Raw genomic sequence first — 26,273 nt, 5'->3', positions numbered from 1 at the left:
GGTGGTGAGTGTTTAATTGTGATGAAAAGGGATGGAAATATGACTTAATTCAGGTTTATTCATTAGATAAAGCAATCATGCTTAAAGAAAACGATCCGATGACAGTCAAATCTGACTCACAGATAAAACAGAAATTCTTATATTTATAAGTCATTGACTGGGCTAGCCGATATAAAATCTCGACCGCCCATTTATTTTTTTACGTTAAAAGAATTAAAGCTCAGCCCATTTACGCATTAAATTATGATAAAGATTGGTCAGCTTGATCACTTCATCATGTTGATCGCCCAACTGCATACGCAGGTTCTGAATGCTTTGATCAAGATTGAATAGCATATGACGTTCAGCTTCATCACGAACCATGCTTTGCACCCAAAAGAATGATGCAATACGGCAACCTGAGGTCACAGGTGTTACCTCGTGCAAACTTGTGGAAGGGTAGAGAATCATATCGCCAGCAGGAAGTTTAACTTCATGGTAGCCATATGTATCTTCGATGACTAAATCGCCACCTTCATATTCTTCTGGTTCGCTTAAAAAAACCGTACAGGACAAATCGGTTCTTAAGCGCTCATTGGTTCCTCGGATTCGACGAATCGAATTGTCGACATGAAAACCGAAGGCTTCATTATTTTCATAACGGTTAAACAGGGGAGGAATGATGTCTAAAGGAATGGCCGCAGACAGGAATAAAGAATGTTGTCCTAAGGACTCTAAGATAATCGTACTTAAATGATGGGTCAGCGGAAGGTCTTCCGGAAGCTGTTGGTTTTGTTTGACTGTAGCTGAAAGTGTACCCGCAGTGACTTTACCATTGACCCATTCAATTTTATTCATTTCTTCGCGGAAATATTGAACTTGTTCTTTAGTCAGGACGTTAGGAATATGATGAATCACGGCAATACACCTTTGGAAGAATGAATTTTGTATAGCTATAAAAATAGCCTCATTATGAGGCTATTTAAAATCAAATCCCATAAATAATTTATGGGGTTCTGACTGGGTTTTAGTATTTGAAGTTTAGAGACAATACAGCGCTACGACCTTCTGCTTCAGTTGCATAATGTGATGCATATGCTTTAGTGAAGTAACGTTCGTCAGACAAGTTGTTGACGTTCAACTGCAGGTCAACATTTTTGTTTACGTTGTAACGTGCCATGGCATCGTAACGTACATAACCTGGAATATACTTGGTATTAGCAGCATCGCCATAGACTTTATCCATAGCGGTTGCACCAGCACCTAAAGTAAATGCTGGAGTTACGTCATATGTAGTCCAAAAGGTAGCAGAGTTTTCAGGAACATTCTGCATGTGTTTGCCTTTGGCTGGATTGTCTGGGTTACATACACCTTGGCGGTTACAAGAAGGGCCAGGGTTTACGTTTTCACTGTCTAAATAGGTGTAACCAGCCGAAACTGCCCACTTATCTGTAATTTGGCCATTTACGCCAAGCTCAATACCATCAACTTTGGTTTCACCGCCATTGGTATAGGTTCCAGCATCTAGTTGAATACGGGTATTTTGTTTTTCAGTACGGAAAATTGCAGCAGTTAAATTTAAACGATCTTGCAATAAGTCCCATTTTGTACCTAACTCAAATGTACGGCTTTCTTCAGGGTCTAAGTCCATATACGCTTGGCCAATACTTTCAGAACCATCGCCTGCGTCGACACCTACAGGGGTAGCGGAAGTTGCAAAACTGGTATAGATTGCACCATTTTCACGTGGTTTAAAGGTTAGACCTGCTTGATAATTGAAGAAATCTGTATTACTTGAAATCTTATCGCCTGTTGCGTGGGTGACTTGTTCAGTATCAAACTGATCCCAACGTACACCTAAATCCAATAACCATTTTGGACTGAATTCAATGTTATCCAACACATAAACAGAGGTTGTTTCTGTTGAGGTAGTTGTGGTTTTTTTATTGGCTTGCGCTTTACCTAACCAAGGTTCACGTGAGTTTGGATTTGTTAAAGATGTACACCAAGCATCATTGATGGCACAGTTACTATTGAAGCCACCTGTTGTGGTATCAAGATAACCTGGATAAGTTGTGCTGTAGTTGCCTTTGTCAGACTCTTGATCCGAATATTCAGCGCCTATGTTAAAACGATGTTCAGCCGTGCCCGTTTTAAATTTACCGGTTAATGCTAACTGGTCTGTAAAACTTTCAGTGTCAGTAATACGTGAGTTGATACGACGCCATACCTGATCATTCAGCACATTACCTTTAGAATCGTCTGGTTGAGTCCATAGGTAATCATTTTTAGACTTGCCATACACTGCGGTATTGGTGAGTGTGAGATTGTCCGTTAAATCATGTTCTAATTTTAATGTACCAATCTGATTTTCTTGTTTTTGGAAATCACGATCTAATAAACCATAGTAAATACCTTGTTTAACATTTACAGGTTTACCAAAACCGCCGACACCATCCACGTAATTGTATGGCACACCTGAATCTGGAGTGTCATCAGATTTTAAGTAGTAATAGCTTAAAGTTGCACGAGTAGGGGTGTCTAAACCAAAAGTAATACTTGGCGCAATACCAGCACGTGCATATTCAGCACCATCGGCTTGACCTGCTTTTTCATTTTTATGGCCCAATACCGCAACACGGGCTGCAATGCCATTACCAAAATCTTTGTTGCCATCTAAAGTAATACGTTGGTAATTGTCTGTACCTGCGCCAACAGAACCTTCTAGGAAGTCACCTTGTTTCGCAACTTTAGAAATCATGTTAATGCTACCGCCAGTGGTACCTGCACCACCCATGGCAGATGCAGAACCTTTAGTAACTTCCACTTGTTCTACAGCAAACATTTCACGGTTTTGTGAAGTTGCGCTACGCACACCATCGACATACATTGAACTTTCAGAGTTATAACCACGAATAAATGGACGGTCGCCATTTGGGTTGCCACCTTCACCCGCACCTAAAGTAATACCAGGTACAGTACGCAAAGCATCGCTTAAAGTTGTCACTTGAGTATCTGCAATCAGCTGTTTAGAAATCACAGAAACTGATTTAGGCGTATCGAGCAGTGGAGCAACAAACTTAGAATTCGCTGATTTATCTACTTTAAGTGTTTGTTCTGTTTCTGCTTGAGTGCGAATAGTATCAAGTTGGGTCACTTGATCTTGTGCAATTGCATTACCCGCCATAACTGAAAGTGATGACACAATCGCAGAAGATACGATTTTTTTGCGTGTTTTAATGAAGGCCATTTCTAACTCAAAAAGTGTACTGGGAAAAGGTATGAGAATAATAATGATTCTTATTTTTTATAACTATTAAGTTGGATTGGAGTTTGCGATCATTGTCGTATTTATAATTCTAAGAATGAATAATGAAATGCGATAATTTTTTATTAAATATATGATTTTAAATAAATATCTGTAAAATCTCTTGATTTCTTATTTGTGATTGTGAATTTTAATCATGCTGATATTTAGCATTTTTTAAGCAATTTGTGATAACAAACAGTTAACTTAATGTTAAATCATGTCTATTCGATTCCATCGCTTGGATTTATTTGAAATGGTCGATTTAAAGTCACAGCATAAGTTGCTTACACTCATCTTGAACTATAAATTCATACCAAAACAAGAAAGTATTTTTAGTTACAGATATTCAGCTTCATTTTTATAATTTCATATAAATAATCGGCAACGTTTAATGAATTTTTTCACTCGATGGGGAAAGGCTACCCAACTTATTCTAGATCTCTTGTGATGAAAGAGATGTTGTCTAATGAAATTACACCAAGATCATCCGTTTTTATTTGGTTGGGGGATAAAGGTTGTGAAGATAAGTTGGAACGATGATATTGGTAAGTTATATATTTTTCCAAGTCATTAAAAGCTGATGTGCAGTGATTGGAATTGTTACACGTGAATGCAGGTTTCTTATTGGCTCATATAAGCAATGATCCAACACTATTTTAGGATGCATGAATTAAATCAGCAAGGAACTCAAATTTAAGAAAATTTACGCTTTTAGCTAAAATGCATACGAAATAAGCGTCTTTGGCAGATAAAGTGTTAGGAAATTGAAATAAAAACGGATTTTTATCCGAAGAAAGCTTAAAATTTAATGGTTAAATCATCCTGTTTTGTATATCTTCCAATGTTGTCATATAATATGGCACTTTCAAAATTGCAATTACTATTTCTATATCGAGGAAGCCATGCAAGTAACTTCTGAAGCGGTTTCGGGCGTTGCCCGTCGTTTAAATGTATCTGTACCGACGAGCCGTGTGAACGAGCAATTTGAAGCTCGTTTAAAACGCACTGCTAAAACTGTGAAGATCAACGGCTTCCGTCCAGGTAAAGTGCCTTTGAATGTTGTACGTCGTGAATATGGCGCAGGCATTTATCAAGAAGTTGTGAACGATGTAATTCGTGACACAGTATTCGAAGCAATTCAGCAAGAAAAAATCAATGCTGTTGGCATGCCAAACATTGATAAAGTTGAAAATAAAGAAGACGCTCTTGTTTATGAAGCAACTGTAGAAGTTTATCCAGAAGTTGAAGTGAAAGCTTTTGACGCTTTGGAAGTTGAACGTAAAACAACTGAAGTTAACGACAAAGACGTTGACCAGATGATTGAAAATCTTCAAAAACAGCGTCAAACTTGGGCTGAAACCAAAGGCATGGCTAAAAAAGACATGCAAGTAACTTTCGATTTCGAAGGTACTGTTGACGGTGAGAAGTTTGAAGGCGGTACTGCTGAAGACTTTAAACTTGTTTTAGGTTCTGGTCGCATGATTCCTGGCTTTGAAGACGGTATCGTTGGTATGAAGAAAGGCGAAGAGAAAGTTATTGATGTAACTTTCCCTGAAGACTACCAAGCTGAAAACCTTGCTGGTAAAGCTGCACAGTTCAAAATCACTGTTAAGCAAGTTGAAAAACCAAAGCTTCCAGAAATTGATGCTGAATTCTTAAAAATCTTTGGTTTGACTGAAGAAGAAGGCGTTGAAAAATTAAAAGCTGACGTTCGCAAAAATATGGATCGTGAAGTGAAAAACGGTCTTCGTAACCAAGTTAAAGCTGCGACTTTTGACGCGCTTGTAGCTGCAAACGAAGTTGAAGTTCCTGAGTCTATGTTGGCTCAAGAAATTGACCGTCAACGTCAACAAATGATTCAACAATTCACTCAACAGTTTGGTGCTCAAGGTGCGCAAGCATTTGACAGTAGCATGCTTCCAGATGACTTGTTCAAAGAGCAAGCTCAAAAAGCAGTTAAATTGGGTGTGTTGGTTAGCAAAGTTTTAGCTGATGCTAAAATTGAAGTTGATCCTGCTCGCGTTGAAGCTTATATCGACGACATGGCTTCTTCTTATGAAGATCCTACTGAAGTTATTGAATACTTCAAAAATGACAAACAGCAACGTGCTCAAATCGAAGCAGTTGTGTTAGAAGATCAAATCGTTGATCACATTTTAGCGTCTGCTAAAGTGACTGATAAAGCTGTAAGCTACGAAGAATTGTTGAAAGAGCAACAAGCTCGTCAACAAGGCTAAGTTTAGCTGATCGAAAAAAGGCGCATCATGCGCCTTTTTTTATGCATTGGCTTATACTGAACCTGTACTGAATTAACAATGCTTATGCAAAAAATATCTGTTATTTAATTGGGAATATTTTGCAATTTCGACAATTATCCCTCATATTGTGACTATGAGTTGAGTAACAAAAAATTTAGGAATAAATAACGTATGTATGTTCCAACAATTGATAACGCTTTAGTACCAATGGTCGTAGAACAATCTTCTCGTGGTGAGCGTTCTTTTGATATTTATTCACGCCTTTTGCGTGAGCGTGTAATTTTTTTAACCGGTGAAGTTGAAGACAACATGGCCAACTTAATTGTTGCGCAGATGTTGTTTTTAGAAGCAGAGAACCCAGATAAAGATATACACCTCTATATTAATTCACCAGGTGGGTCTGTAACTGCAGGTATGGCAATTTATGACACCATGCAGTTTATTAAACCGGATGTGGTGACTTATTGTATGGGTCAAGCGGCATCTATGGGTGCGTTCTTATTAAATGCCGGTGCAAAAGGTAAGCGTTATTGCTTGGAAAATGCCCGTGTGATGATTCACCAGCCACTCGGTGGTTTCCGTGGTCAAGCATCGGATATTGAAATTCACGCCCGTGAAATTCTATTCATTAAAGAACGCTTAAACCGTTTAATGGCAGAGCATAGTGGTCAAGACTATGAAACTGTTGCAAGAGATACTGACCGTGACAACTTTATGACAGCTCAGGCTGCAAAAGAATACGGTCTCGTGGATGAAGTGTTAAGTAAACGTCCATAATTTTCAGATTTTAATATTGGAGTGAATATGTCCGAACATCCTCAAGGACAAAAGCATTGTTCATTTTGCGGTAAAACGCAGTCTGAAGTCGGGAAACTGATTGCAGGTGAGGACGCTTACATCTGTAATGAGTGTGTGGACGTATGCCTAGATTTAGTCCAGACCAGTCAGCAAGTCGAATCTGGTGATTGGGCAACTAAACCTTTGCCAAAACCACATGAAATTCGTGCTGCGCTTGATCAATATGTCATTGGTCAAGATGTTGCGAAAAAAACGCTTTCAGTTGCGGTTTATAACCATTACAAACGTTTAAAAGTCACTAACTCAGGTCATAAACCTGATGATGCTGTAGAACTTGCGAAAAGTAATATTTTGCTGGTTGGCCCAACAGGTTCAGGTAAAACCTTACTTGCTCAAACTTTAGCGCGTCTTCTTGATGTTCCATTTGCTATGGCAGATGCAACAACATTAACCGAAGCCGGTTATGTGGGCGAAGACGTTGAAAACATCGTACAGAAACTTTTGCAAAAAGCCGATTACGATGTAGAAAAAGCGCAAAAGGGTATTATCTATATCGATGAAATCGACAAGATTACCCGCAAGTCTGAAAACCCCTCCATTACCCGTGATGTATCGGGTGAAGGTGTTCAGCAAGCGTTATTGAAAATGATCGAAGGTACAGTTGCTTCAATTCCACCACAAGGTGGTCGTAAGCATCCGCAACAAGAGTTCATTCAAATTGATACCTCGAATATCTTGTTTATTTGTGGCGGTGCATTCTCGGGTCTTGAGAAAATCGTACAACAGCGTCAAGAAAAAGGTGGTATTGGTTTCACTGCTGAAGTGAAGAAAAAAGACGAAACTAAAAAATTGTCTGATTTATTCCGTCAAGTGGAAGCGAATGACTTGGTGAAATTTGGTTTGATTCCAGAATTCATTGGCCGTTTACCGGTTATTGCAACTTTGGAAGAGTTGGATGAAGAAGCACTTATGCAGATTCTGACTGAACCGAAAAATGCCTTAACACGTCAATACCAATATTTATTTGGTATGGAAAATGTTGACCTTGTATTTGAAGATTCTGCATTGCGGGCTGTTGCGAAAAAAGCATTAGAACGTAATACAGGTGCTCGTGGTCTGCGTTCAATCCTGGAAAATTCTTTACTTGAAACCATGTATGATTTACCAAGCCGTACCGATGTTGGTACTGTGATTGTAAATGATGCGGTGATTAGTGGTGAAGGAAAGCCAGAGTTAAAGGCAGAGCGTCAACCTAAAGCAGAGGCTGAAGCTGCGCTTAAAGTAGATTTGAAAGTTGTAAATTCTAAATCTGCTTAATTCGCTATTCGTCTGAAACGTGCGGAAAACTTGTGTTTTCGCACGTTTTTTATTTCCAAAAATAAAACGCAATGTTAATCTCAATCATTAGGTGTGGATGCTTAAATAAAATCAATGAAGTAAAATTAATATCGTGATTAATAATAGCGAAAAATTAAGTGTTTAATTAAGTACAAAAAATAAAAAATACGCGGTGAGGGAAAATCATGCGTGGAGTCTGTATTGCGGTCTGTGCAAGTATTATTTTAGTGGGTTGTCATGGCAAATCTGCTGTTGAACATGCTCAAGTAACATCAACTTTAAAACCTGTTGATTTTAACAGCGAACCTGGCTTTATTGAGCAGCACCGTCTAGGGATGTTTACCATTGGAGCTTGGGTCAACCAAAAATTAGGACAGCGTTTTCAACCTGTACAAGCACAAAATGATCAAGCTGCCATTGTGTACATGTACCGACCTGACAGCAAATGGAACCGTCAAGAAATTGTGGCATCCAGTCTTTTTATTAATAGTGAACGTATTCCGAGTTTATTGAATAATCACTATTACTGGATGGAGTTGCCTGCGGGAACGTATCGTTTGTCGAGCAGTCGTCCTTTGGGTACACAGCATTTTCAAAAGCCTAAATATTTAGATTTTACCGTAGAAGCAGGGCAGTCTTATTTCATAAAATATGATGAAGAAAATTTAAGTACCCGTCGTGAAGTTTCGGGACCCTTAATCATCGTGCCTGAAAAAGCAGGCTTAAACGAAATCGCATTTACCCAGTTAAAGTCGGAAAGTCTTAACTTTGTGGCCCAAGACCAAAATACAGGTAAAGTGCGTAAAAAAGCTCAAAAGCTTAAACCCGCGAAATATGATCCTGCGGAAGATGTGCAACTGACCACACCCTTTAAACCATGGGATCCAAGAACGTGGTAAATCCACATTTCAGGATTTGAAAGGCAAGACTCATTATGGGTTGAGCAAAAAATGTTTTTTTAGAAATAAAAAAGCACCCCAAAGGGTGCTTTTTTAGCTTGGAAAATTAAACCGCAGCAGCATCAACGACTGGGATTTTACCAATTTTCGCTTGCCAGATTTTTGGTGCAGTTGCGTGAATAGAAGTACCATTCACGTCTACCGCTACAGATACCGGCATATCTTCAACTACAAATTTGTAGATTGCTTCCATACCAAGGTCAGCAAAAGCAACCACTTCAGCTTGGCGAACAGCTTTAGATACCAGGTAAGCCGCGCCACCTACAGCCATCAAGTAAGTCGCTTTGTTGTCTTTAATCGCTTCAATAGCAGTAGGACCACGATCCGCTTTACCGATCATGCCGAACAAGCCAGTATGTTCTAAAACTTGACGTGTGAATTTGTCCATACGTGTAGCAGTGGTTGGACCTGCAGGACCAACGACTTCGTCACCTACTGGATCTACAGGGCCAACGTAGTAAATGAATTTACCTTTAAGATCGACAGGTAATTCTTCACCGTTGTTGATCATGTCAACCATACGTTTGTGCGCAGCATCACGACCGGTATAGATTGTCCCGTTAAGAAGTAATGTGTCACCTGGTTGCCAAGAGTTCATTTCTTCTTGCGTGATATTGTCTAGGTCAACACGTTTAGACGTAGAAGAATCCCAAGTTACAGCAGGATAGTCATCAAGTTTAGGCGCTTGAATATGCGCAACACCTGAACCATCTAACTGGAAGTGTGCATGACGTGTTGCAGCACAGTTCGGAATCATACCAACTGGTTTACCTGCAGCGTGGCAAGGGTAATCCTTGATTTTAATATCCAGAACTGTGGTTAAACCACCCAAACCTTGCGCGCCAATACCCAAAGCATTTACTTTTTCGAAGATCTCGATACGGAGTTCTTCCATTTGGCTTTGTGGACCACGACGAAGCAATTCGTCCATGTTGATTTCTTCCATCAATGCTTCTTTTGCAAGCATCATGGCTTTTTCAGCAGTACCACCAATACCGATACCGAGCATCCCAGGAGGACACCAGCCTGCACCCATGGTCGGAACAGTTTTAAGCACCCAATCCACGATAGAATCAGAAGGATTCAACATCGCAAGTTTAGATTTATTTTCTGAACCGCCACCCTTAGCAGCAACAGTAATGTCTACTTTGTTACCTGGTACGAGTTTGTAGTGGATCACAGCAGGTGTGTTGTCTTTGGTGTTTTTACGGCCAAAAGCAGGATCAGCTAAAACTGATGCGCGAAGAATGTTCGAGTTTTCTAAATAACCCTGACGTACACCTTCGTTAATTGCATCGTCCAAGCTCATCGTTAAATCAAATTTAACGTCTAAACCCACTTCAAGAAATACGTTAACAATCCCAGTATCCTGGCAGATCGGGCGGTGGCCTTCTGCACACATACGAGAGTTAATTAAGATTTGTGCAATAGCATCTTTTGCGGCTTTGTTCTCTTCACGATCATAGGCACGGCTCATCGCTTGGATGAAGTCTTGTGGATGATAGTAAGAAATGAACTGAAGCGCATCTTTTACCGATGTGATCAAGTCATCTTGCTTGATAATAGTTGTCATATCAAATATCTCTTGAGCGGGCTGTTAGCTAGCGGGCTAAATTATAAGATAAAAAGCAAGTTTTGTGGGCGTTTTGACTGCTTTTTGGCCGAAAGTTTAATAGTGAATTTCAGCTCAAGTAAACGGTCATTTTTGTGAGGATTTTTGTCATAAATATGATAAAAGACTGTCATATTTCAGTATAAACATGACATTTAAAACAGGAATTAAAATAATTAGAAATTATTTATAGATTTAACTTATTGAAATTTATCAATTAATATAAAGATTTTAACTTGTATTAAATATGACGGCATTGTCATAAAGTTGTCATAAAACTTTTACATAATGAGCTCATCAAATCTAGAGTGTAATAAGAGTATGATTACTGCAGTTGTTTCAGTTTTTGGCTTTGCTTTATATATCGCAGCAACATGGTTTTACGGTCAAAAAGAAGATCAGGCTTAAGCTCTATCTTCTTTTTTTTTGCTTTAAGTTTTATTAAAATAAAAACATTCTAAATCTTCAAATCTTCAAATCTTCAAATCTTCAAATCTTCAAATCTTCAAATCTTCAAATCTTCAAATCTTCAAATCTCGATCTAAATCTGCGTATGCTATTTTTAAAAATATGAAAAATTCGATGATGAAAGATCAGTCTGAACTTGCGCAAAATATTATTGAAATCTATAAAAAACATGCACGTGCATGGACAGAATTACGCGGTCAATTTATTTATGAAAAAGCGTGGTTTGATCATTTTCTTTCACTGCTTCCAGATCATTCAACAATCCTTGATTTAGGCTGTGGTTCAGCGAAACCCATTGCAGCCTATTTAATTGCACAAGGTCATTCCGTGGTGGGTGTAGATAGTTCTGAGGTCATGATTGAAATGGCGCAGGAAAACTTTCCTGAACAGAACTGGATTCAGGCAGACATGCGTCAGATGGATTTATGGCAAAAGTTCCAGGGCATTTTGGCGTGGGATAGTTTTTTCATCTGACTCAAGATGATCAGCGTGCAATGTTTTCGATATTCCAAAAACATGCTGAGCCAAGAGCGGCATTGATGTTTACCAGTGGACTGGCGATCTGTTTGGCGATGCTTTATATCATGCAAGCCTTGCAGCTGAAGAATATACGCGGTTATTGAATGATCATGGTTTTCAGGTCATAAAAATGGTTGCTGAAGATGCGGAATGTGCAGGACATACGGTGTGGTTGGTACAAAAAATTGATTAAGTCAGACTAAATAAAAATGTGGAACAATGATTAAGTAAAAGATCTTTATAAAATAAAAAGAGCAGTTAGCACGATTAGAATATTATTGTTAGGGTGCATCACTTTTGGCTTGTTATATTTATTTGTTAAATTTTGGCCGATATATTTGGATAAGCCTTTTGAAAAAGCATTGCACATCTATTGGAAACTAAAAATACTGGATCAACCATTAAAATTAAGCTCGATTTTTCCTGATAGTGATACTGTTTGTATATTAGGAGCCTATGAAACGCTTATTGATCCTAAGTTTCATCAATATTTTTCAAAAAATATTGTCCCAGATCAGCAAAAGTATTTAGATCAAGTGCCATCCTATCCCGACCAGCGTCTTTACCTCGTGGCCTTTAGCGGCAATAAAATTCAGCAAATTTTTCGATCGAGTTTTTTTGACGCTAACAGCAAAATGGCTTGCGTAAAATCGAATGGAAATATTTCTCTCGTTAAGACTAATGATCCAACTTTAACTAAAATAAAAGTAGCTTTAACGGATTAATTCAGCTGAGTTCCCTTCCATTTAATCGAATGATATCTACGAATTTCACATAAAAAAAGCCACCCAATTTTTCAATCAGATGGCATGGAGAACTTAGTTATGGAGAACTTAGTTTAAGCGTTATTGTGCAGCTTGCTGTTCTGCCTGAATCGCAGTCAAAGCAATCGTGAATACAATATCATCCACCAACGCACCACGAGACAAGTCATTGACCGGTTTATTTAAACCTTGCAACATTGGTCCTACACTCACCACATTGGCAGCACGTTGTACGGCTTTGTAAGTGGTGTTACCTGTATTTAAATCAGGGAAAATAAACACATTGGCACGGCCAGCAACAGGTGAACCCGGAGCTTTGGATTGACCCACACTTTCAACCGATGCAGCATCGTATTGAAGTGGACCATCAATTAGCAAATCAGGACGACGTTCTTTGGCAATGCGTGTTGCTTCAGCCACTTTCTCTACATCTGCACCCGTACCCGAAGTACCGGTTGAGTAGGAAATCATGGCAATACGCGGATCAATACCAAAGGCTTTCGCTGAATCGGCCGATTGAATTGCGATTTCAGCCAGCTGTTCGGCATCCGGATCAGGATTGATGGCACAGTCACCGTACACATAGACTTCATCCGGTAACAGCATAAAGAAGACAGAAGATACCAGTGAATAATCCGGTGCAGTCTTAATTAGCTGGAAGGCAGGTCGAACTGTATTTGCTGTAGTGTGTACTGCACCCGATACCAAGCCATCGACTTGATCGAGGGCAAGCATCATCGTACCCAGTACCACTGTGTCTTGCAGTTGTTCGCGTGCCTGTAATTCGTTAATTTTACCTTTGCGTAGTTCAACCATTTTAGGCACGTAGTTTTCACGAATCAGATCAGGATCAATAATTTCAAGATCATGTGGCAATTCGATATTACGTGCTTTGGCAACCTCAATCACCACTTCAGGTTTCGCCAATAAAATACAGTGCGCGATACCACGAGATTGGCAAATGGCAGCCGCTTGAATGGTACGTGGCTCATCACCTTCAGGCAGGACAATACGTTTTTTCGCTGCAATTGATTTTTGAACCAATTCGTGACGGAAAGCAGAAGGGGACAAGCGTGGTTTGTATGAACCATTCAGGATTTGTACCAGCCAATCGACATTAATGTGACTGGAAACAAAACGCGTCACCTGTTCTGCACGTTCAGTATCATCGACTGGAATTTCATTACTTAAATTTGACAGGCTTTGCGCAGTTTCAAAGGTGCTTAATGGTGTATGCAGAATCGGTAGGCCATTTTTAATCGCAGACTGGCAGAAGGCTAAAACAGTTGCATTCGGTTCATGGTGCTCCGTCAACACCAATCCTGCCAAGGGAATACCATTGCAACTTGCCAAACTACTTGCCAATAAAACATCAATACGGTCAGATGCGCTAATGATCAGTTCGCCAGCCACAAATTTATTCAGTTCATGTTCAATATTTGAAGCAATTAAACTGCTGTGTAATACACGACGCTGTGATGCTTCACCCTGGTTAATCCATTCTGCTGAAATATGGGCTGCCAGATCGGATATGCGCGGAACACTCAGCGTGCTACTGAATGGCACTAAACCAATCACAGGAAGATTTTCAGAACCAATATGTGCATGGGTTTTTTGAATCGAGGCAACAAATTTATTGGTGTCGCTAATCAAGCGCAGGCTTGGATCAAGCGTGACAGGAATTTGTTCAGAATCTTCTGGCAAACCCTTGGTACGCATGAACAATACACCAGCAATACGGTCATTGGCAGCGCCGCCTAAATGACGTAACTGTGTATCCACTTTGTCGGCAGTCACTGCAGGCTGATTCACATCTGCATTGCTCACCACAATGACTTGGGCATCCAGGGCTTTTGCTAAAATTGCATTAAAGTCTGATGCAAAAGCATCGCGACTAGTCGGAACCAAGCCTTCAACAATAATGACATCATGCTGTTTTGCAATTTGACGATGCAGACGTACCGCCTCTTCAAGTAACTCGTCACTTTCACCCAGACTAATTTGCTGGATCAGGCTTTCATAGGTAATCGGTTCAACCGTTTCGTTATTCGATAAATGACGATATAGCGCAGTTGTACGATCTGTAGGCTGATTTTTTTCTTGTGAAAAAGGTTTAAGAAAACCGGCTTTCACACCTTGGCATTCCAAAGCGTAGACTAAACCTAGACTGGCTGAAGTTAATCCTACGCCTTCCCCGGTTGGAACTAATAAAATTGTTTTCATAGCTTGATTCTAAATAAAAGGATTGAATGGTCAGCATCATAAAATGTGCGATGGCTTAAGCCATCGCAACATCTGCTTCAAACTTTTTTGCAGCGGCTTGACTCACCTCATTCACAACGTTCTCGGTTTCTTTTGCGATGCGACCTTCTTCATCGGTAGGAACCACCCAGATTTGCGGACCTTTACCGGCATCAATACGGCCTTCCGTTCCGCGTTTCAAGTTGTCGTTTTGTTCTTTGCTTAAGTTGAAACCGAAGTGCGGCAGGTATGCCAATGTTTTTTCACGGATATAAGCTGAGTTTTCACCAATGCCACCGGTAAAGAACAGGCCATCAAGACGTGGTAAGCCACAGCTTAAGGCTGCAAGCGATTTAGCCAGACGGTAGCAGAATACTTCAATGGCAATGCTTGCATCTTCATTGCCTTGTTCAGAGGCTTCAATGAGGGTACGCATATCATTAGACAGATTAGATAAACCTAATAGACCACTTTGGCTATTCAGCATTTTGTCGATTTTATAAATGTCCCAACCGAGGTTGCTTGCCAAGAAGCTATGGATACTTGGGTCAACATCACCACTACGGGTACCCATCACCACACCTTCAAGTGGGGTTAGACCCATCGAGGTATCCACACTTTGGCCATTCCAGATTGCACAAGTCGAGCTACCATTACCGAGGTGAGCCGTTAACCAGCCACCTTGTTTGAAGCTACCAGCCAGTTCCGAACCGCGTTCAGACACATAAGCATGACTGGTGCCATGGAAACCGTAACGGCGGACATTGTGCTCGGTATATAAGAATTTTGGCAATGCATAACGGAAAGCGTGTTCCGGCATGGTTTGATGGAATGCTGTATCAAATACTGCAACTTGTGGCAAGTCAGGGAATAGACGTTTGGTTGCTTCAATACCCACCAAATGCGCAGGGTTGTGTAGCGGAGCAAGGGGCGTTGCCTGACGGATTTTTTCAATAATATCATCAGTCAATAATTCTGCTTTGGTGAGCGTGCCACCATGCACAATACGGTGACCGATTGCATCAGGTTTATAGTTGGCCAGGCGTTCTAAACCCACTTCTAACGCTTGTTTATGATCAGCATTCGGAATACGAATATCAACAGGTTCATTGCCTACAGTCACACCTTTGATACGTGCTTCAGGCGTACCCAAGTTTTCAGCCAAACCATGGATGCGGAATTCTTGATCTTCAAGCAATAATGCAAATTTAATCGATGAAGAACCGCAATTGATGACGAGTACTGATTTAGGCATGACGTATTCCTTAACTAAAAATGATCGTACTTGAATTGTTGTATTACCCCTGACCGTTGATATTCATTTCACGAGGCATCATCCGATCTGTTTAATAGTTGTACCATGTGAGTTTTTATAGCTACAAGCTAGACTTTAGGTGATTAGACTTAAGCACTATCGACCTGTAGAACAATAATAATTAAAATTTATCAGTTGATAGTTTTCATTTATTAATAAAATAGTACTTATTCGTAAAGTGTATCGTCTCTAGAATTCTAAAAATAACATGGACGATCAATTTTGAGCAGAATAGAAGCGTTACTTTTAATGTTTAGTTTTGATACTTTATTTCTGACCAGCGTACGATCACATAAGCAATCAGTGCAACCATAAAAAATACCAACATCATCCAGGCCAAGCCTTGCAGGGTTTCAATAATTGTCCGATAAATTTCCAGTACCCAGCGTTGCTGTGTCAGCTCGATGACAATTTTTTTGTCATTATCGGTATAGGTGAGGGGGGTGATGTATTTTTCCATATCATAAATACGAATGCCGGAAGATGTACCCACCACCATGCCTGCAAATTTGGTGTATTTTGCCCATGCTTCATGAATGGGATCGTTAATAATTCGAGCCAGAATTTGATTAATAGAGTGGGAAAAAATTTTCATTACGGCAAAGGAAACCAGTAATGCCAGTACAAATGTGCAGATCATTAAATAATAAAACATTGCATTTTCCCTTTTATGGCTATTTTTATCATCTTATGAATTTAGCTTAGAAATATTGTAATGGCTATGTTCAGCCTCGTTTTTGAAGCTGAACACGGAATGCTTTGATTAATTGAAGAAATTATTGGCGAATTTGACCATCACCAAACACCACCCATTTTTGTGAAGTCAGACCTTCAAGACCAACCGGGCCACGGGCATGTATCTTGTCGGTTGAAATACCAATTTCTGCACCTAGACCATATTCAAAGCCATCTGCAAAACGCGTAGAAGCATTGATCATCACTGAGCTCGAATCGACACGTGCCAAAAACTGGCGAGCAAGACTATAGTTTTCAGTAATGATGGCATCGGTATGATGTGAACCATATTTGTTGATATGTTCAATCGCTTCATCAATACCGCTGACCACTTTAACCGCCAAAATTGGACCTAAATATTCGGTATACCAATCTTCTTCACTGGCAGGTTTAACGTTTGAACCTAGAATGCGCTGTGTTTCACGGCAGCCGCGGAGTTCAACCTGTTTCTCTGCATACAGCTCTGCAATGTTAGGCAAGAATTCTTCAGCGACTTTCTCATCGACCAACAAGGTTTCCATGGCATTACATACGCCATAACGATGCGTCTTGGCATTTAGCGCAATCGGCAAGGCTTTTTGCAAATCGGCTTGTGCTTCAACAAAGACATGACAGTTGCCATCCAGGTGTTTAATCACAGGAATACGTGCTTCATTGCTCACACGTTCGATCAGCCCTTTGCCTCCACGTGGAACAATCACATCCACATATTCAGACATGGTAATCAGGTGACCGACCGCAGCACGGTCCGCAGTGTTAATCACTTGCACTGAAGTTTCAGGTAGACCTGAAGCTTTTAAACCATGTTGAATCGCTTGCGCAATAGCTTTATTCGATTCCAGTGCTTCAGAACCACCACGCAGAATAATGGCATTTCCAGACTTTAACGCAAGTGATGCTGCTTCAAGGGTAACATTTGGACGTGATTCGTAAATCATGCCGACCACACCTAAAGGAACCCGCATTTTGCCCAGTTGAATGCCCGAAGGGCGGAAGGCTAAATCGGTGATTTCCCCAATCGGGTCAACCAGGCTCATCACATCTTTTAGGCCATGTAGCATCCCTTTAAAGCGTGTGGGGGTGAGTTCTAAGCGATCAAGCAATGCACTGTCCAAATTGTTGTTACGACCTTTGGTCATATCAATTTGGTTAGCAGCTAAAATAGCAGCTTCACTGTCTTGTAAAGCAGTGTAAATTGCAGATAAAGCATTGTTTTTTGTTTGGGTAGAAGCGCTTGCTAACACGCGAGAAGCTTGGCGTGCTTGTTGGCCTACCGTTTGCATATATTGTTCAATTGAATCTTGCATAGCGGCTGATCACTTAGAAATTACACCTTCGATAGTAACAGCCTGGAACCAGACAATGAAGCATCTATCTGGAAAAAATCTTTGAAACTTTTCAAGCTATTCATATTTTGAAATCCTTTTGTTTGTAAATTTAGATGAGTGGTCATGGAATAAGTTGCGCGTCAAATGTTCCTCTGTATAGAATAAAAATAGTGACATTGATGTCTGATAATTAAAGCAAATGAATGGATGCAGTACAGCGCAGAAATTCTATATTTATTTTCTTGCAAAATAACAATAAGGCAAGAGTGGAGGAAGGGATATGAATTCCATGATCCAAATGGACTCGGAAGTACAAGAATCAAACACGGGTTTTGGCTTTTTTGATCTTTACCATAGAAACAGTTTTAAAGAGCCTGCACGTACAACGTGGATCAAGGGCTGGAAAATTGAATATATGGCGATTACTCAGCCTGAAACGATTCACAATACTCCAATCGTCATCATTGGCGGGGCATTTCAAAACTTCAATTCTTATAAATATTGTGTTGAACAGTTGCTCAGTGCAGGCCCGATTATCCTCATTGATTTACCTTCTATGGGCGCAAATCAACAAATTACCAATCGTGATACCGGCGTTTCTGCAGGAACTTTGGAATTGCCGGATTTGGCACGTATGCTCGGTGAATGGCTGGATATAGAAAATTTGTCCAAAGTTTCAGTGATGGGAATGTCTCTGGGTTCAGTCGTGGCTTCAGGCTTGGCCCATCAACGACCTGAATTGATTGATCGTATGATTCTGATGGGCGTGATGCAAAAAACCCGTAAAAGCTGGCGCATGTTGCTGGAAGAGTCTTTGCACTTAATGAAAGAACAGCGCATGGACGAGTTCGGTCAGGCCGTAATTTTGTATTTGGTCAATCATGCCAAAATTGATCAAACCCGCATGTCACCCACTGCAAAACGTTTGTTCTTTAAACAGATGGCTGAATTTACTGCAACCGAGCAAGATCGTTATGAAATTAACTGTAGCCGTTTACTGCGTTTAACCGATGTGCCCATTCCTGAATGTAAAGTATTGGTGGCTTGTGGGCAATATGACAGTTTTACCTTGCCACATGAAAATGCAAATTTTGCCTTGCAATGTCCCGACATGGAATTTGCAATGATTGCCAATGCAGATCATGTACCGCAATTACAGCGCCGTAAGGAAACCATGAGTTTGTTTGCAACGTTCTTGCAAGGTGAATCCATTCACACTGTGGAAGGGATTATCCCGATGACACGTGCACAGTTGCTGACTTTGGAACGTCGCGGTGAAGAGCGTATTACAGTACAAAACCCAATGACTGTATTGACCCATCGTCATTCAGAGCTGCAATTGCCCACTCATATTATTGATCTCAACTTCTTTGGGGTTTTACTTGAGTTTGCTGAAGGTTTAACTGTAAAAGTTGAGCAATATCCACGTGATTTGGCTTTGCATTTGGAAGATGAAGAAGGTCAATTCAAGATTGAATGTTTGATTTTTGAGGTAGGGGCAACACAGATTCGCGCCTTATTTAAACATGGCAGTTTTCAAGTGGCAGAACGTTTATTACGTTATGTACAACGACAAAAAGAAGCGATGCTGGTGCTGGAATCAGTCAGTTAATCGCTTGCTACTGAAGATAAAAAACAGCGTTATTCAACGCTGTTTTTTATGCTCGCATGAATCATCCAGACCAAATCACCCAGGTGTTCGTTGTTAGATGATTCATTCGTTGGCTGGTCATGGAAATACTGTTGAGGTTGAACAATAGTGATATTTTCAAAACCCGCTTGCTGGAAAAAGTCTTGCGCCTGTTGAGGGTAAGTAAAATGGAAACTAAACGCGCTGCGCGACATCCATTTCAGTAATTTGCTGCTGGCCCAAATAAAATTGGCCAGTTTGTTTTTCACCGGCTCCGGATAAATATCGGTTAGGTAATGCAGTTCTTTAAAGCCCTGACCATAATGTGTAATCGCTTGTAGCAATTGCAATAGCATGTCTTTGTTGAAGTAGTTAATCAAACCTTCACTAATCACCACCAATGGACGAGAGGGGTCAAATACGTGAAATGCTTGTTCAAAATCAGCAGTGAATAAATCTACCGATAAAACTTCCGGACTATTGGCATCAATCTGTTTTAGAGCTTGAGTTTTGACTTTTGCCATACCGGGTAAATCAAGTTCGCGATAATCAATATTGGGAAAATTTTGTCGAAAATTCCAACCGCGTGGTGATAAACCACTTGCGATTTCAAGGACTTGTAAATCTGGATGTTGCTCAATCAGTTGCGTGAGATGCTGATCAATCATGCGGTGGCGTTGTTTTAGCGTGGTACGCATACTGCCGCCAACAAATTTTTCAGCCCAACTTTCTAAAGGGTGAACCAGTTTGGCAAGCATTTTACCTTTGGATGTCGCAAAGACCGGGTGGGAAATTCCCATGGTGTACCAAATATAGCCAGTATAATGTGCAGTAAATGAAATGTGTCGATGTTCTGAAAGCGGTTGTGTCATGTCATCCTGACCTGTATGTTTTTGTAGTTTTAGATGTATAAGTGCTGTTAGATAGGCGTCTTATATGGCTGATTCGTATCTGTTAAAAGTCAACATCAGCAAATATATAAGACGTCTATAGTTTTATTTTTGATTATCATAAAGAAAAAGGAACACCTTGTCGTGTTCCTTTTGTCGCATTAATTAAATGAATTTTTAAAATTTTCGATATTGTCTCGAACTTTTTTCCATTCATTATCTAATTCAAGTGTTTCATCTACGCTAATCTGCGGGATTTTTCCACGCATACGCTCCAAACGTTCTTGATTGGGTAAAGCTAAGTCACGAATTCCTTCTAAAGCAATACAAGCCGCTGAACGGTCATTACAGACCAAGCCCATATCACAGCCGGCTTTGAGTGCAGCCTGAATCCGGGTATCCGCGCCGCCAGCAACACAAGCTGCTTGCATGGTCAAGTCATCTGAAAAAAGCACGCCATCAAAGTTCAACTCTTGACGTAAAATCTTTTGAATCCAGTACGGTGAGAAACCGGCAGGGTTGGGATCGACCTGATCGTAAATCACATGCGCTGGCATGAGTGCATCCAGTTGCGGCATGAGCTGAATAAAGGTCTGCATATCTTTATTGTAGATTTCGTCATAAGAACGTGAATCGACGGGTGCCGCCACATGCGAATCCGCTTTGACTGAACCATGACCTGGAAAATGTTTTCCGGTATTGGCCATGCCTGCACGTTTCATTCCTGTCAAAAAGGCACTTGCAAGCGGGACAATATCTTGAATATTTTTGGCAAAGCCACGGTCGCCAATCACATCGCTGACATCGTTTAAGTCCAATACCGGGGCGAAACTGAAATCGATACCGACAGCAAGTACTTCGGTTGCCATCAGCCAGCCGCATTGCTCAGCTAAATCCACCGCTTTTTCAGGTTCGATGAGATAGAGTTCACCCAAACGACCCATGGCAGGAAGCAAGGTGAAACCCTGTTTTAAACGTTGTACACGACCGCCTTCCTGGTCCACGGCAATTAAAATATCCGGTCTGATACGACGCATATGATCGGTTAAAGCACGAACCTGTTGTGGCGATTTTATATTTCGCGAAAATAAAATCATGCCACCTACTTGCGGTGTTCGTAATAGTTCAATATCTTCTTGAGTAAGTTCTGTGCCAGCGATGTCTAGCATCAATGCGCCAATCATATCGGTGTCCGTGTTGGAATTTTATAAAGAAAAAACAATACCCGAATTCTGCAATGATTTGCTACATTTTGACAGTACAGAATATGATAAAACTACACGACATACACATATTAAGTTGTTTAAGATTTTGAATATACTGCATTCATGTTGAAAAACGACATTGAAATATTGGTCAAAGACCAAGGAATTACGAATTATTTATGAAACTTCAAACATTAGCATGTGCAGTTGCAATTGCGACTGGCGGATTTTTCTTTTCTCATGTAGTGAACGAGGCCATTGCAGCTAATGATACAGTTGCAGTTTATCAAGCTATTCAACCAACGCAGGAACAGGCGCTGGTTTCGCGCCAATTGGCGACGTTAGTTGACCGTCAGCATTATTTAAATCAACGTTTGGATGCAGCGACCTCTAACCGAATTCTTGATTTTTATCTAGATAGTCTGGATGCAGACCATTCATTATTTTTAGCACCTGAAGTTGAACAATATAAGAAAAATTATGGTGCCAATTTTGGTGCTGCACTTAAAGCCGGGGATTTATCGGGTCCATATTTAATTCATGCCCAATATCGTGAACGTTTAAAACAGTTTTATGAGTTCATGCTGGCTGAGTTGAAGAAGCCGCAAAACTTGAAACAAACCAATGTTTATATTGATACCGATCGCGAAAAAGCGCCTTATTTCAAGTCTGCAGCGGAGCAACGCGCGCATTGGCAAAAAATGCTGGTATCGCAGCTCATTAACTTAAATATCAGTAAAGAAGAAGAGTCTGCCAAGCAGAAAGCGTTAAAAGATGATCCGGCTTTGGCCAATGGTCAGGATTTGGCCAGTCCTGAAGATTTAACACCGGTGCAAACCTTGACCAAGCGTTACACCCGTCAGCTTGAACGCATGAGCCGGGTTAAAAGTGACGATGTCTTGGACAAAACTTTAAATGCGATGATGTTGACCTATGATCCGCACAGTAATTACTTCCCGCCTGTAGATGCGATGGAATTAAACCGTCAAACCACCTTGCAGTTAGAGGGGATTGGGGTTTCGATCCGTCCTGAACGCGGTAATGAAGATTACACCAAGATTGAAACCATTGTAGAAGGTGGTCCAGCCAGTAAATCGGGTCAGATTAAATCGGGTGATCGTATTATCGGTGTTGCGCAAGACGGCGACAAAATGGTCGATGTTGTGGGCTGGGCAAGTAATGAAGTGGTCGGCCTGATCCGCGGTAAGCGTGGAACCAAAGTCAGCCTGCGCTTACTGGGTGCTGGTGCATCAATGAGTCAGGCCCGTACTGTGAGCTTGGTTCGTGACGTGATTCAGGAAGAAGATGCCGGTGTACGTTCACGTACGGTTGATATTAAGCGTGATGGTAAAAACTATACCTTTGGTGTGATTGAAATTCCATCGTTCTATTTGAACTATCGTGCACGCCGTGCGGGTACAGATTATCGCTCGGTTTCTGAAGACACCAACAATGCTTTAAAAGCTTTGGCTGCGAAAAATGTGACCGGGATTATTATTGATTTACGTAATAACCCAGGCGGTTCACTTGAAGAAGTTGCACGCATGTTGGGCCAAGTGATCAAGTCAGGTCCAGTGGTGCAAATTCGTGACGGTAATGGCAATGTCAGCGTATTTGAAGATGATGATGGCGGTGCACAAACCTATGCAGGTCCACTTGCAGTAATGGTTAACTTGGCTTCGGCATCTGCCAGTGAAATTTATTCTGCGGCTATTCAGGATTATGAACGTGGAATTGTGATTGGCAGTACAACCACCGGTAAAGGCACAGCGCAAGTTCAACTGGATACTTTGGCGCATGGTCAGGCGACCTTGACACAGCGTAAGTTCTATCGTGTGACGGGTGGCAGTACCCAAAACAAAGGTGTAGTGCCTGACATTAAACTGGTGGATATCTACAACGAAGAATTTGGTGAGCGTAAAGCCAAGAATGCCTTGGAATGGGACACCATTCCAACTGCACCATTTAAGCGAGAAGGTTCTGTACAGCCTTATGTACAAAATCTGGCTCAAATGTCGCAACAACGCGTGGTGGCTGATCCGCAATTTAAATATTTAGAACAACGCAAAGCGATTGCAAAGAAAACTGAAGAGCAAAAGCGTGTAGTTCTGGATATTGATCAGCGTAAAGCAGAGCTGAATGCGCTGGAACAAAAAACTTTAGACTCAGAGAATCAGCGTCGTGCAGTCACCGGTCAAAAGCCGTATGCCAACTGGGAAAGTTACCAAGCTTCTATGGATGCATTGATTGAGTCACGTTCAAAAATGAAGGCGACACAACGACCTGCTTTACCTGAAGAAGAAGTGTTTGTCACAGAGTCGGCTAACGTTTTATTGGATTATGCCAAATTGCAATCTGCTAAAACAGCTGCAAACTAAGCTTATTCATTCAGTATTAAGATTTTAAATATCCCGAAAAACCAGTCAGTTCGTCTGACTGGTTTTTTTATTTGTCTGTATGACGCTGATTCTGTATTGAATCACTTTTTTTTAAATGAAGCGATAGACAACAAGATGCAAAGAATCCAGTTTTTTTTAATTAATTTTGATGACGACTTTTTATCAGTGCTTAAGTTTAATCGGCCAATAAAAATGACTTGAACAGCAAAAATATGAACGGTGTAAGGATAATGATCAAAAGGTTGATCTATCTTTCTATAATTAAAATAAATAAATTAGTAATAAAAATGAATAGCGTAAATAGCACTTGACCAAAATAGAATAGTATTAGATGCTTGTTTTAATTGATTGTTTTTAAAAGTACTCTTTAATGGGCAAAAGTTTTTGTGAAAGGATAAATGATATTAATAACGTGGATTAAAACAAGAAAGATAACCTATACGGAAGCTTGATATGGCTCATATACATTATGATTTTAGCCTCGTGGTAGGTTCAGTTATTGTTGCTGTTTTGGCCTGTTATTTTGCAGTGTCGATTGAACAATCCTTATTCCGTAGCTTAGGTCAGAAATATGAAAAAACGCTTCTTGTTATAAGTGGTTGTATGCTGGGTGCTGCAATTTGGTGTATGCACTTTGTGGGCATGCTTGCTTGTCATTTTCCTGCTGACTACTCTTTTGACTACGGCCTGACTTTCCTGTCTTATGTGATTGCATTTATCGCTTCTACCTTTGCTGTTTGGCTCACTACCCGAGCAACCTTGCCATTTTTACGTCTTGTTTTAGGCGCGGTGCTGATGGGCTTGGGCATCGCGGGAATGCACTATACCGGAATGATGGGTTTAGTCATTGCTCACCATAACGTTTATTATGATCCACTCTTGGTCATTTTTTCAGTCTTGATTGCCATTGGTGGGTCTGGTTTAACATTTTGGCTGACGTTCAAATATAAAAACGCAGTCCATAAAATGCTGCATATTAAAGCCTTCATTGCTTTCATGATGGCACTGACCATAGTCGGCATGCACTATACCGGTATGGCCTCTGCTGCTTTTTATTCTATTGGTGCGGATCAGCTGGCTTCGAATTATCAAAATGGACAAGGGTTAATTTTATTTAGCATCATTTTTGTCAGCAGTTTAATTCTGGTTGCTGCATTTACTGTGGCGGTATTGGAACAACGCCTGGAAGCACGAAATAGACAGCTTTCTAAAGCCAATCGTGAACTTGCCAACCAAGCTGTTCAGGACAATTTAACCAAGTTGCCGAACCGTTTATTCTTGGCTGAATATTCACATTTGCTCTTTACCGAGCATCGTTATCGAGATGACAAAATTGCATTTCTTTATATAGATTTAGATCGCTTCAAGGCAGTGAATGATGTATTTGGTCATCATGTCGGCGATCAATTGCTGGTGCAACTTGCTACGCGTATTCAGCGCATACTCGCAGAAAATCAAAAACTGCTGCGTATTGGCAGTGATGAATTTTTGATGGTGCTGGAAACTGCCAGCATTGAACAGGCAATCGAAAAGTCAGAGCAGGTATTGCGGCTGATCCAGGACAGTTTCTTGATTGCCGGCAAAGAGATTAATATTTCCAGCAGCATCGGCATTGCAATGTATCCAGACCATGGCAATAATTTGCAAGATTTGCTGATCAATGCCGATGCCGCAATGCTGATGTCTAAATATCAGGGCAGGAATACCTATTCGGTGTTTAGTTATAGCGTTGATCAGCAGGAAGCCAAAAGCCAGACCAAACTGATCAATGACTTATATAAGGCAGTTGAAGAACAACAGTTTATTTTATTTTACCAGCCAAAATTTACCACCAAAAGTCATGAAATTTGTGGTGTGGAAGCGTTGATCCGCTGGAATCATCCCAGTTTGGGGCTGTTGACGCCGAATATGTTTATTACGGGTGCGGAAAAAACCGGACTGATTATTCAAATGGGTTATTGGGCACTTGAGCAAGCTTTTAAGCAAATTCAAATTTGGGAAAGAAATGATACAAATTATTTTCCGCTCGCCGTGAATTTATCGGCGGTGCAATTTGAGCATAAACATTTGTTTTCAACCCTTGAGCGCTTGTTTGATAACTATCAAATTAATCCAAATCATTTAGCCATTGAAATTACTGAATCAACAGCGATGCATCATATTGATGCCAGTATTCGAAGTTTTGAGCGCCTGCGTCAGATGGGTATTAAACTGGCCATTGATGACTTTGGGACAGGGCATTCCAGTTTCTTGTATTTAAAGAACTTGCCTGTAGATGAATTGAAAATAGACCGAGAGTTTATTCGTGATCTGTCGGTTGGTTCAAAAGATGAAATTATTTTAGAAAGTATTATCCAGTTAGCGATTAAATTGGGCTTGGTGGTTACGGCAGAAGGGGTGGAAACACCATCGCAGGCCGACATTTTAACCCGTTTAGGTTGCCAGCAATTGCAAGGATATCTGTTGGGAATGCCGGTAAATGTGGATCGCCTGGAAAAGAACAAATACGCGCTGCCTATTTAAGA

General features: G+C 40.6%; 17 protein-coding genes and 1 pseudogene. 9 read left to right on the top strand and 9 right to left on the bottom strand.

The features are described from left to right. Positions 1–213 precede the first annotated feature (213 nt). Positions 214–897 carry a Fe2+-dependent dioxygenase gene (locus ACU0NF_RS05245; protein ID WP_445660368.1) on the bottom strand — a complete coding sequence of 228 codons (684 nt, stop codon included), beginning with the start codon at positions 895–897 and terminating at the stop codon, positions 214–216. A gap of 109 nt (positions 898–1,006) precedes the next feature. Further along, positions 1,007–3,229, bottom strand: a complete 2,223-nt coding sequence (locus tag ACU0NF_RS05240; protein ID WP_445660367.1) for a TonB-dependent receptor — start codon at positions 3,227–3,229, stop codon at positions 1,007–1,009. 962 nt (positions 3,230–4,191) lie between these two features. On the opposite strand from ACU0NF_RS05240, the gene tig reads away from it, so the two are divergent. From tig to ACU0NF_RS05220, 4 genes are all read left to right on the top strand, one after another. Then, positions 4,192–5,526 (top strand): trigger factor, encoded by a 1,335-nt coding sequence (tig, locus tag ACU0NF_RS05235; protein WP_445660366.1) that lies wholly within the window; start codon positions 4,192–4,194, stop codon positions 5,524–5,526. 192 nt (positions 5,527–5,718) lie between these two features. Next, positions 5,719–6,324 carry an ATP-dependent Clp endopeptidase proteolytic subunit ClpP gene (gene clpP, locus ACU0NF_RS05230; protein ID WP_131287347.1) on the top strand — a complete coding sequence of 202 codons (606 nt, stop codon included), beginning with the start codon at positions 5,719–5,721 and terminating at the stop codon, positions 6,322–6,324. A 27-nt stretch (positions 6,325–6,351) separates the two neighbouring features. Beyond that, positions 6,352–7,662: an ATP-dependent protease ATP-binding subunit ClpX gene (gene clpX / locus ACU0NF_RS05225; RefSeq protein WP_445660365.1), complete on the top strand. Its 1,311-nt coding sequence runs from the start codon at positions 6,352–6,354 to the stop codon at positions 7,660–7,662. Positions 7,663–7,868: 206 nt separating this feature from the next. Then, a complete protein-coding gene (locus tag ACU0NF_RS05220; RefSeq protein ID WP_445660364.1) occupies positions 7,869–8,582 on the top strand; it encodes a DUF2846 domain-containing protein in 714 nt (237 codons plus the stop codon). A gap of 106 nt (positions 8,583–8,688) precedes the next feature. On the opposite strand, the gene ACU0NF_RS05215 is transcribed toward ACU0NF_RS05220, so the two are convergent. Further along, positions 8,689–10,215 carry a fumarate hydratase gene (locus ACU0NF_RS05215; RefSeq protein WP_445660363.1) on the bottom strand — a complete coding sequence of 509 codons (1,527 nt, stop codon included), beginning with the start codon at positions 10,213–10,215 and terminating at the stop codon, positions 8,689–8,691. A 624-nt stretch (positions 10,216–10,839) separates the two neighbouring features. Between ACU0NF_RS05215 and ACU0NF_RS05210 the strand changes: the two are divergent. Beyond that, a pseudogene (locus ACU0NF_RS05210) lies at positions 10,840–11,434 on the top strand (class I SAM-dependent methyltransferase). Positions 11,435–11,579: 145 nt separating this feature from the next. Further along, positions 11,580–11,966: a hypothetical protein gene (locus ACU0NF_RS05205; protein WP_445660362.1), complete on the top strand. Its 387-nt coding sequence runs from the start codon at positions 11,580–11,582 to the stop codon at positions 11,964–11,966. Between the two features lie 120 nt (positions 11,967–12,086). Here the strand turns inward: ACU0NF_RS05205 and pta are convergent, their stop codons facing one another. The 4 genes from pta to ACU0NF_RS05185 form a co-directional block, all read right to left on the bottom strand. Then, positions 12,087–14,228 carry a phosphate acetyltransferase gene (pta, locus tag ACU0NF_RS05200; protein WP_445660361.1) on the bottom strand — a complete coding sequence of 714 codons (2,142 nt, stop codon included), beginning with the start codon at positions 14,226–14,228 and terminating at the stop codon, positions 12,087–12,089. Between the two features lie 55 nt (positions 14,229–14,283). After that, positions 14,284–15,501 carry an acetate/propionate family kinase gene (locus ACU0NF_RS05195; protein WP_171535609.1) on the bottom strand — a complete coding sequence of 406 codons (1,218 nt, stop codon included), beginning with the start codon at positions 15,499–15,501 and terminating at the stop codon, positions 14,284–14,286. A 313-nt stretch (positions 15,502–15,814) separates the two neighbouring features. Further along, positions 15,815–16,216 (bottom strand): hypothetical protein, encoded by a 402-nt coding sequence (locus tag ACU0NF_RS05190; protein ID WP_131319640.1) that lies wholly within the window; start codon positions 16,214–16,216, stop codon positions 15,815–15,817. 121 nt (positions 16,217–16,337) lie between these two features. Beyond that, positions 16,338–17,603: a glutamate-5-semialdehyde dehydrogenase gene (locus ACU0NF_RS05185; RefSeq protein ID WP_445660360.1), complete on the bottom strand. Its 1,266-nt coding sequence runs from the start codon at positions 17,601–17,603 to the stop codon at positions 16,338–16,340. 301 nt (positions 17,604–17,904) lie between these two features. Here ACU0NF_RS05185 and ACU0NF_RS05180 point away from each other — a divergent pair, with 301 nt between their 5' ends. Then, complete coding sequence (locus tag ACU0NF_RS05180; protein ID WP_445660359.1) at positions 17,905–19,236, top strand: alpha/beta fold hydrolase; 1,332 nt, start codon at positions 17,905–17,907, stop codon at positions 19,234–19,236. 29 nt (positions 19,237–19,265) lie between these two features. Here ACU0NF_RS05180 and ACU0NF_RS05175 read toward each other — a convergent pair whose 3' ends face one another. Together ACU0NF_RS05175 and nagZ are read right to left on the bottom strand one after the other, a co-directional pair. Next, a complete protein-coding gene (locus ACU0NF_RS05175; protein WP_445660358.1) occupies positions 19,266–20,126 on the bottom strand; it encodes a class I SAM-dependent methyltransferase in 861 nt (286 codons plus the stop codon). A 179-nt stretch (positions 20,127–20,305) separates the two neighbouring features. Next, entirely contained in the window at positions 20,306–21,328 is a 1,023-nt protein-coding gene (gene nagZ, locus ACU0NF_RS05170) for a beta-N-acetylhexosaminidase (RefSeq protein ID WP_445660357.1), read from the bottom strand. A gap of 200 nt (positions 21,329–21,528) precedes the next feature. On the opposite strand from nagZ, the gene ACU0NF_RS05165 reads away from it, so the two are divergent. Further along, positions 21,529–23,727: a carboxy terminal-processing peptidase gene (locus tag ACU0NF_RS05165; RefSeq protein WP_445660356.1), complete on the top strand. Its 2,199-nt coding sequence runs from the start codon at positions 21,529–21,531 to the stop codon at positions 23,725–23,727. 474 nt (positions 23,728–24,201) lie between these two features. Further along, on the top strand, positions 24,202–26,271 hold the full coding sequence (locus ACU0NF_RS05160) for a putative bifunctional diguanylate cyclase/phosphodiesterase (RefSeq protein WP_445660355.1): 2,070 nt from the start codon (positions 24,202–24,204) through the stop codon (positions 26,269–26,271). Positions 26,272–26,273: the final 2 nt, after the last annotated feature.

The organism is Acinetobacter sp. F16, assembly GCF_052712855.1.
This window is presented reverse-complemented; position numbering and strand designations above follow the sequence as displayed.

Coding starts and splice junctions, on each gene's coding strand:
- ACU0NF_RS05240 (WP_445660367.1), bottom strand. CDS start 3,229: ATGGCCTTCATTAAAACACGCAAAAAAATCGTATCTTCTGCGATTGTG.
- tig (WP_445660366.1), top strand. CDS start 4,192: ATGCAAGTAACTTCTGAAGCGGTTTCGGGCGTTGCCCGTCGTTTAAAT.
- clpP (WP_131287347.1), top strand. CDS start 5,719: ATGTATGTTCCAACAATTGATAACGCTTTAGTACCAATGGTCGTAGAA.
- clpX (WP_445660365.1), top strand. CDS start 6,352: ATGTCCGAACATCCTCAAGGACAAAAGCATTGTTCATTTTGCGGTAAA.
- ACU0NF_RS05220 (WP_445660364.1), top strand. CDS start 7,869: ATGCGTGGAGTCTGTATTGCGGTCTGTGCAAGTATTATTTTAGTGGGT.
- ACU0NF_RS05215 (WP_445660363.1), bottom strand. CDS start 10,215: ATGACAACTATTATCAAGCAAGATGACTTGATCACATCGGTAAAAGAT.
- pta (WP_445660361.1), bottom strand. CDS start 14,228: ATGAAAACAATTTTATTAGTTCCAACCGGGGAAGGCGTAGGATTAACT.
- ACU0NF_RS05195 (WP_171535609.1), bottom strand. CDS start 15,501: ATGCCTAAATCAGTACTCGTCATCAATTGCGGTTCTTCATCGATTAAA.
- ACU0NF_RS05190 (WP_131319640.1), bottom strand. CDS start 16,216: ATGTTTTATTATTTAATGATCTGCACATTTGTACTGGCATTACTGGTT.
- ACU0NF_RS05185 (WP_445660360.1), bottom strand. CDS start 17,603: ATGCAAGATTCAATTGAACAATATATGCAAACGGTAGGCCAACAAGCA.
- ACU0NF_RS05180 (WP_445660359.1), top strand. CDS start 17,905: ATGAATTCCATGATCCAAATGGACTCGGAAGTACAAGAATCAAACACG.
- ACU0NF_RS05175 (WP_445660358.1), bottom strand. CDS start 20,126: ATGACACAACCGCTTTCAGAACATCGACACATTTCATTTACTGCACAT.
- nagZ (WP_445660357.1), bottom strand. CDS start 21,328: ATGATTGGCGCATTGATGCTAGACATCGCTGGCACAGAACTTACTCAA.
- ACU0NF_RS05165 (WP_445660356.1), top strand. CDS start 21,529: ATGAAACTTCAAACATTAGCATGTGCAGTTGCAATTGCGACTGGCGGA.
- ACU0NF_RS05160 (WP_445660355.1), top strand. CDS start 24,202: ATGGCTCATATACATTATGATTTTAGCCTCGTGGTAGGTTCAGTTATT.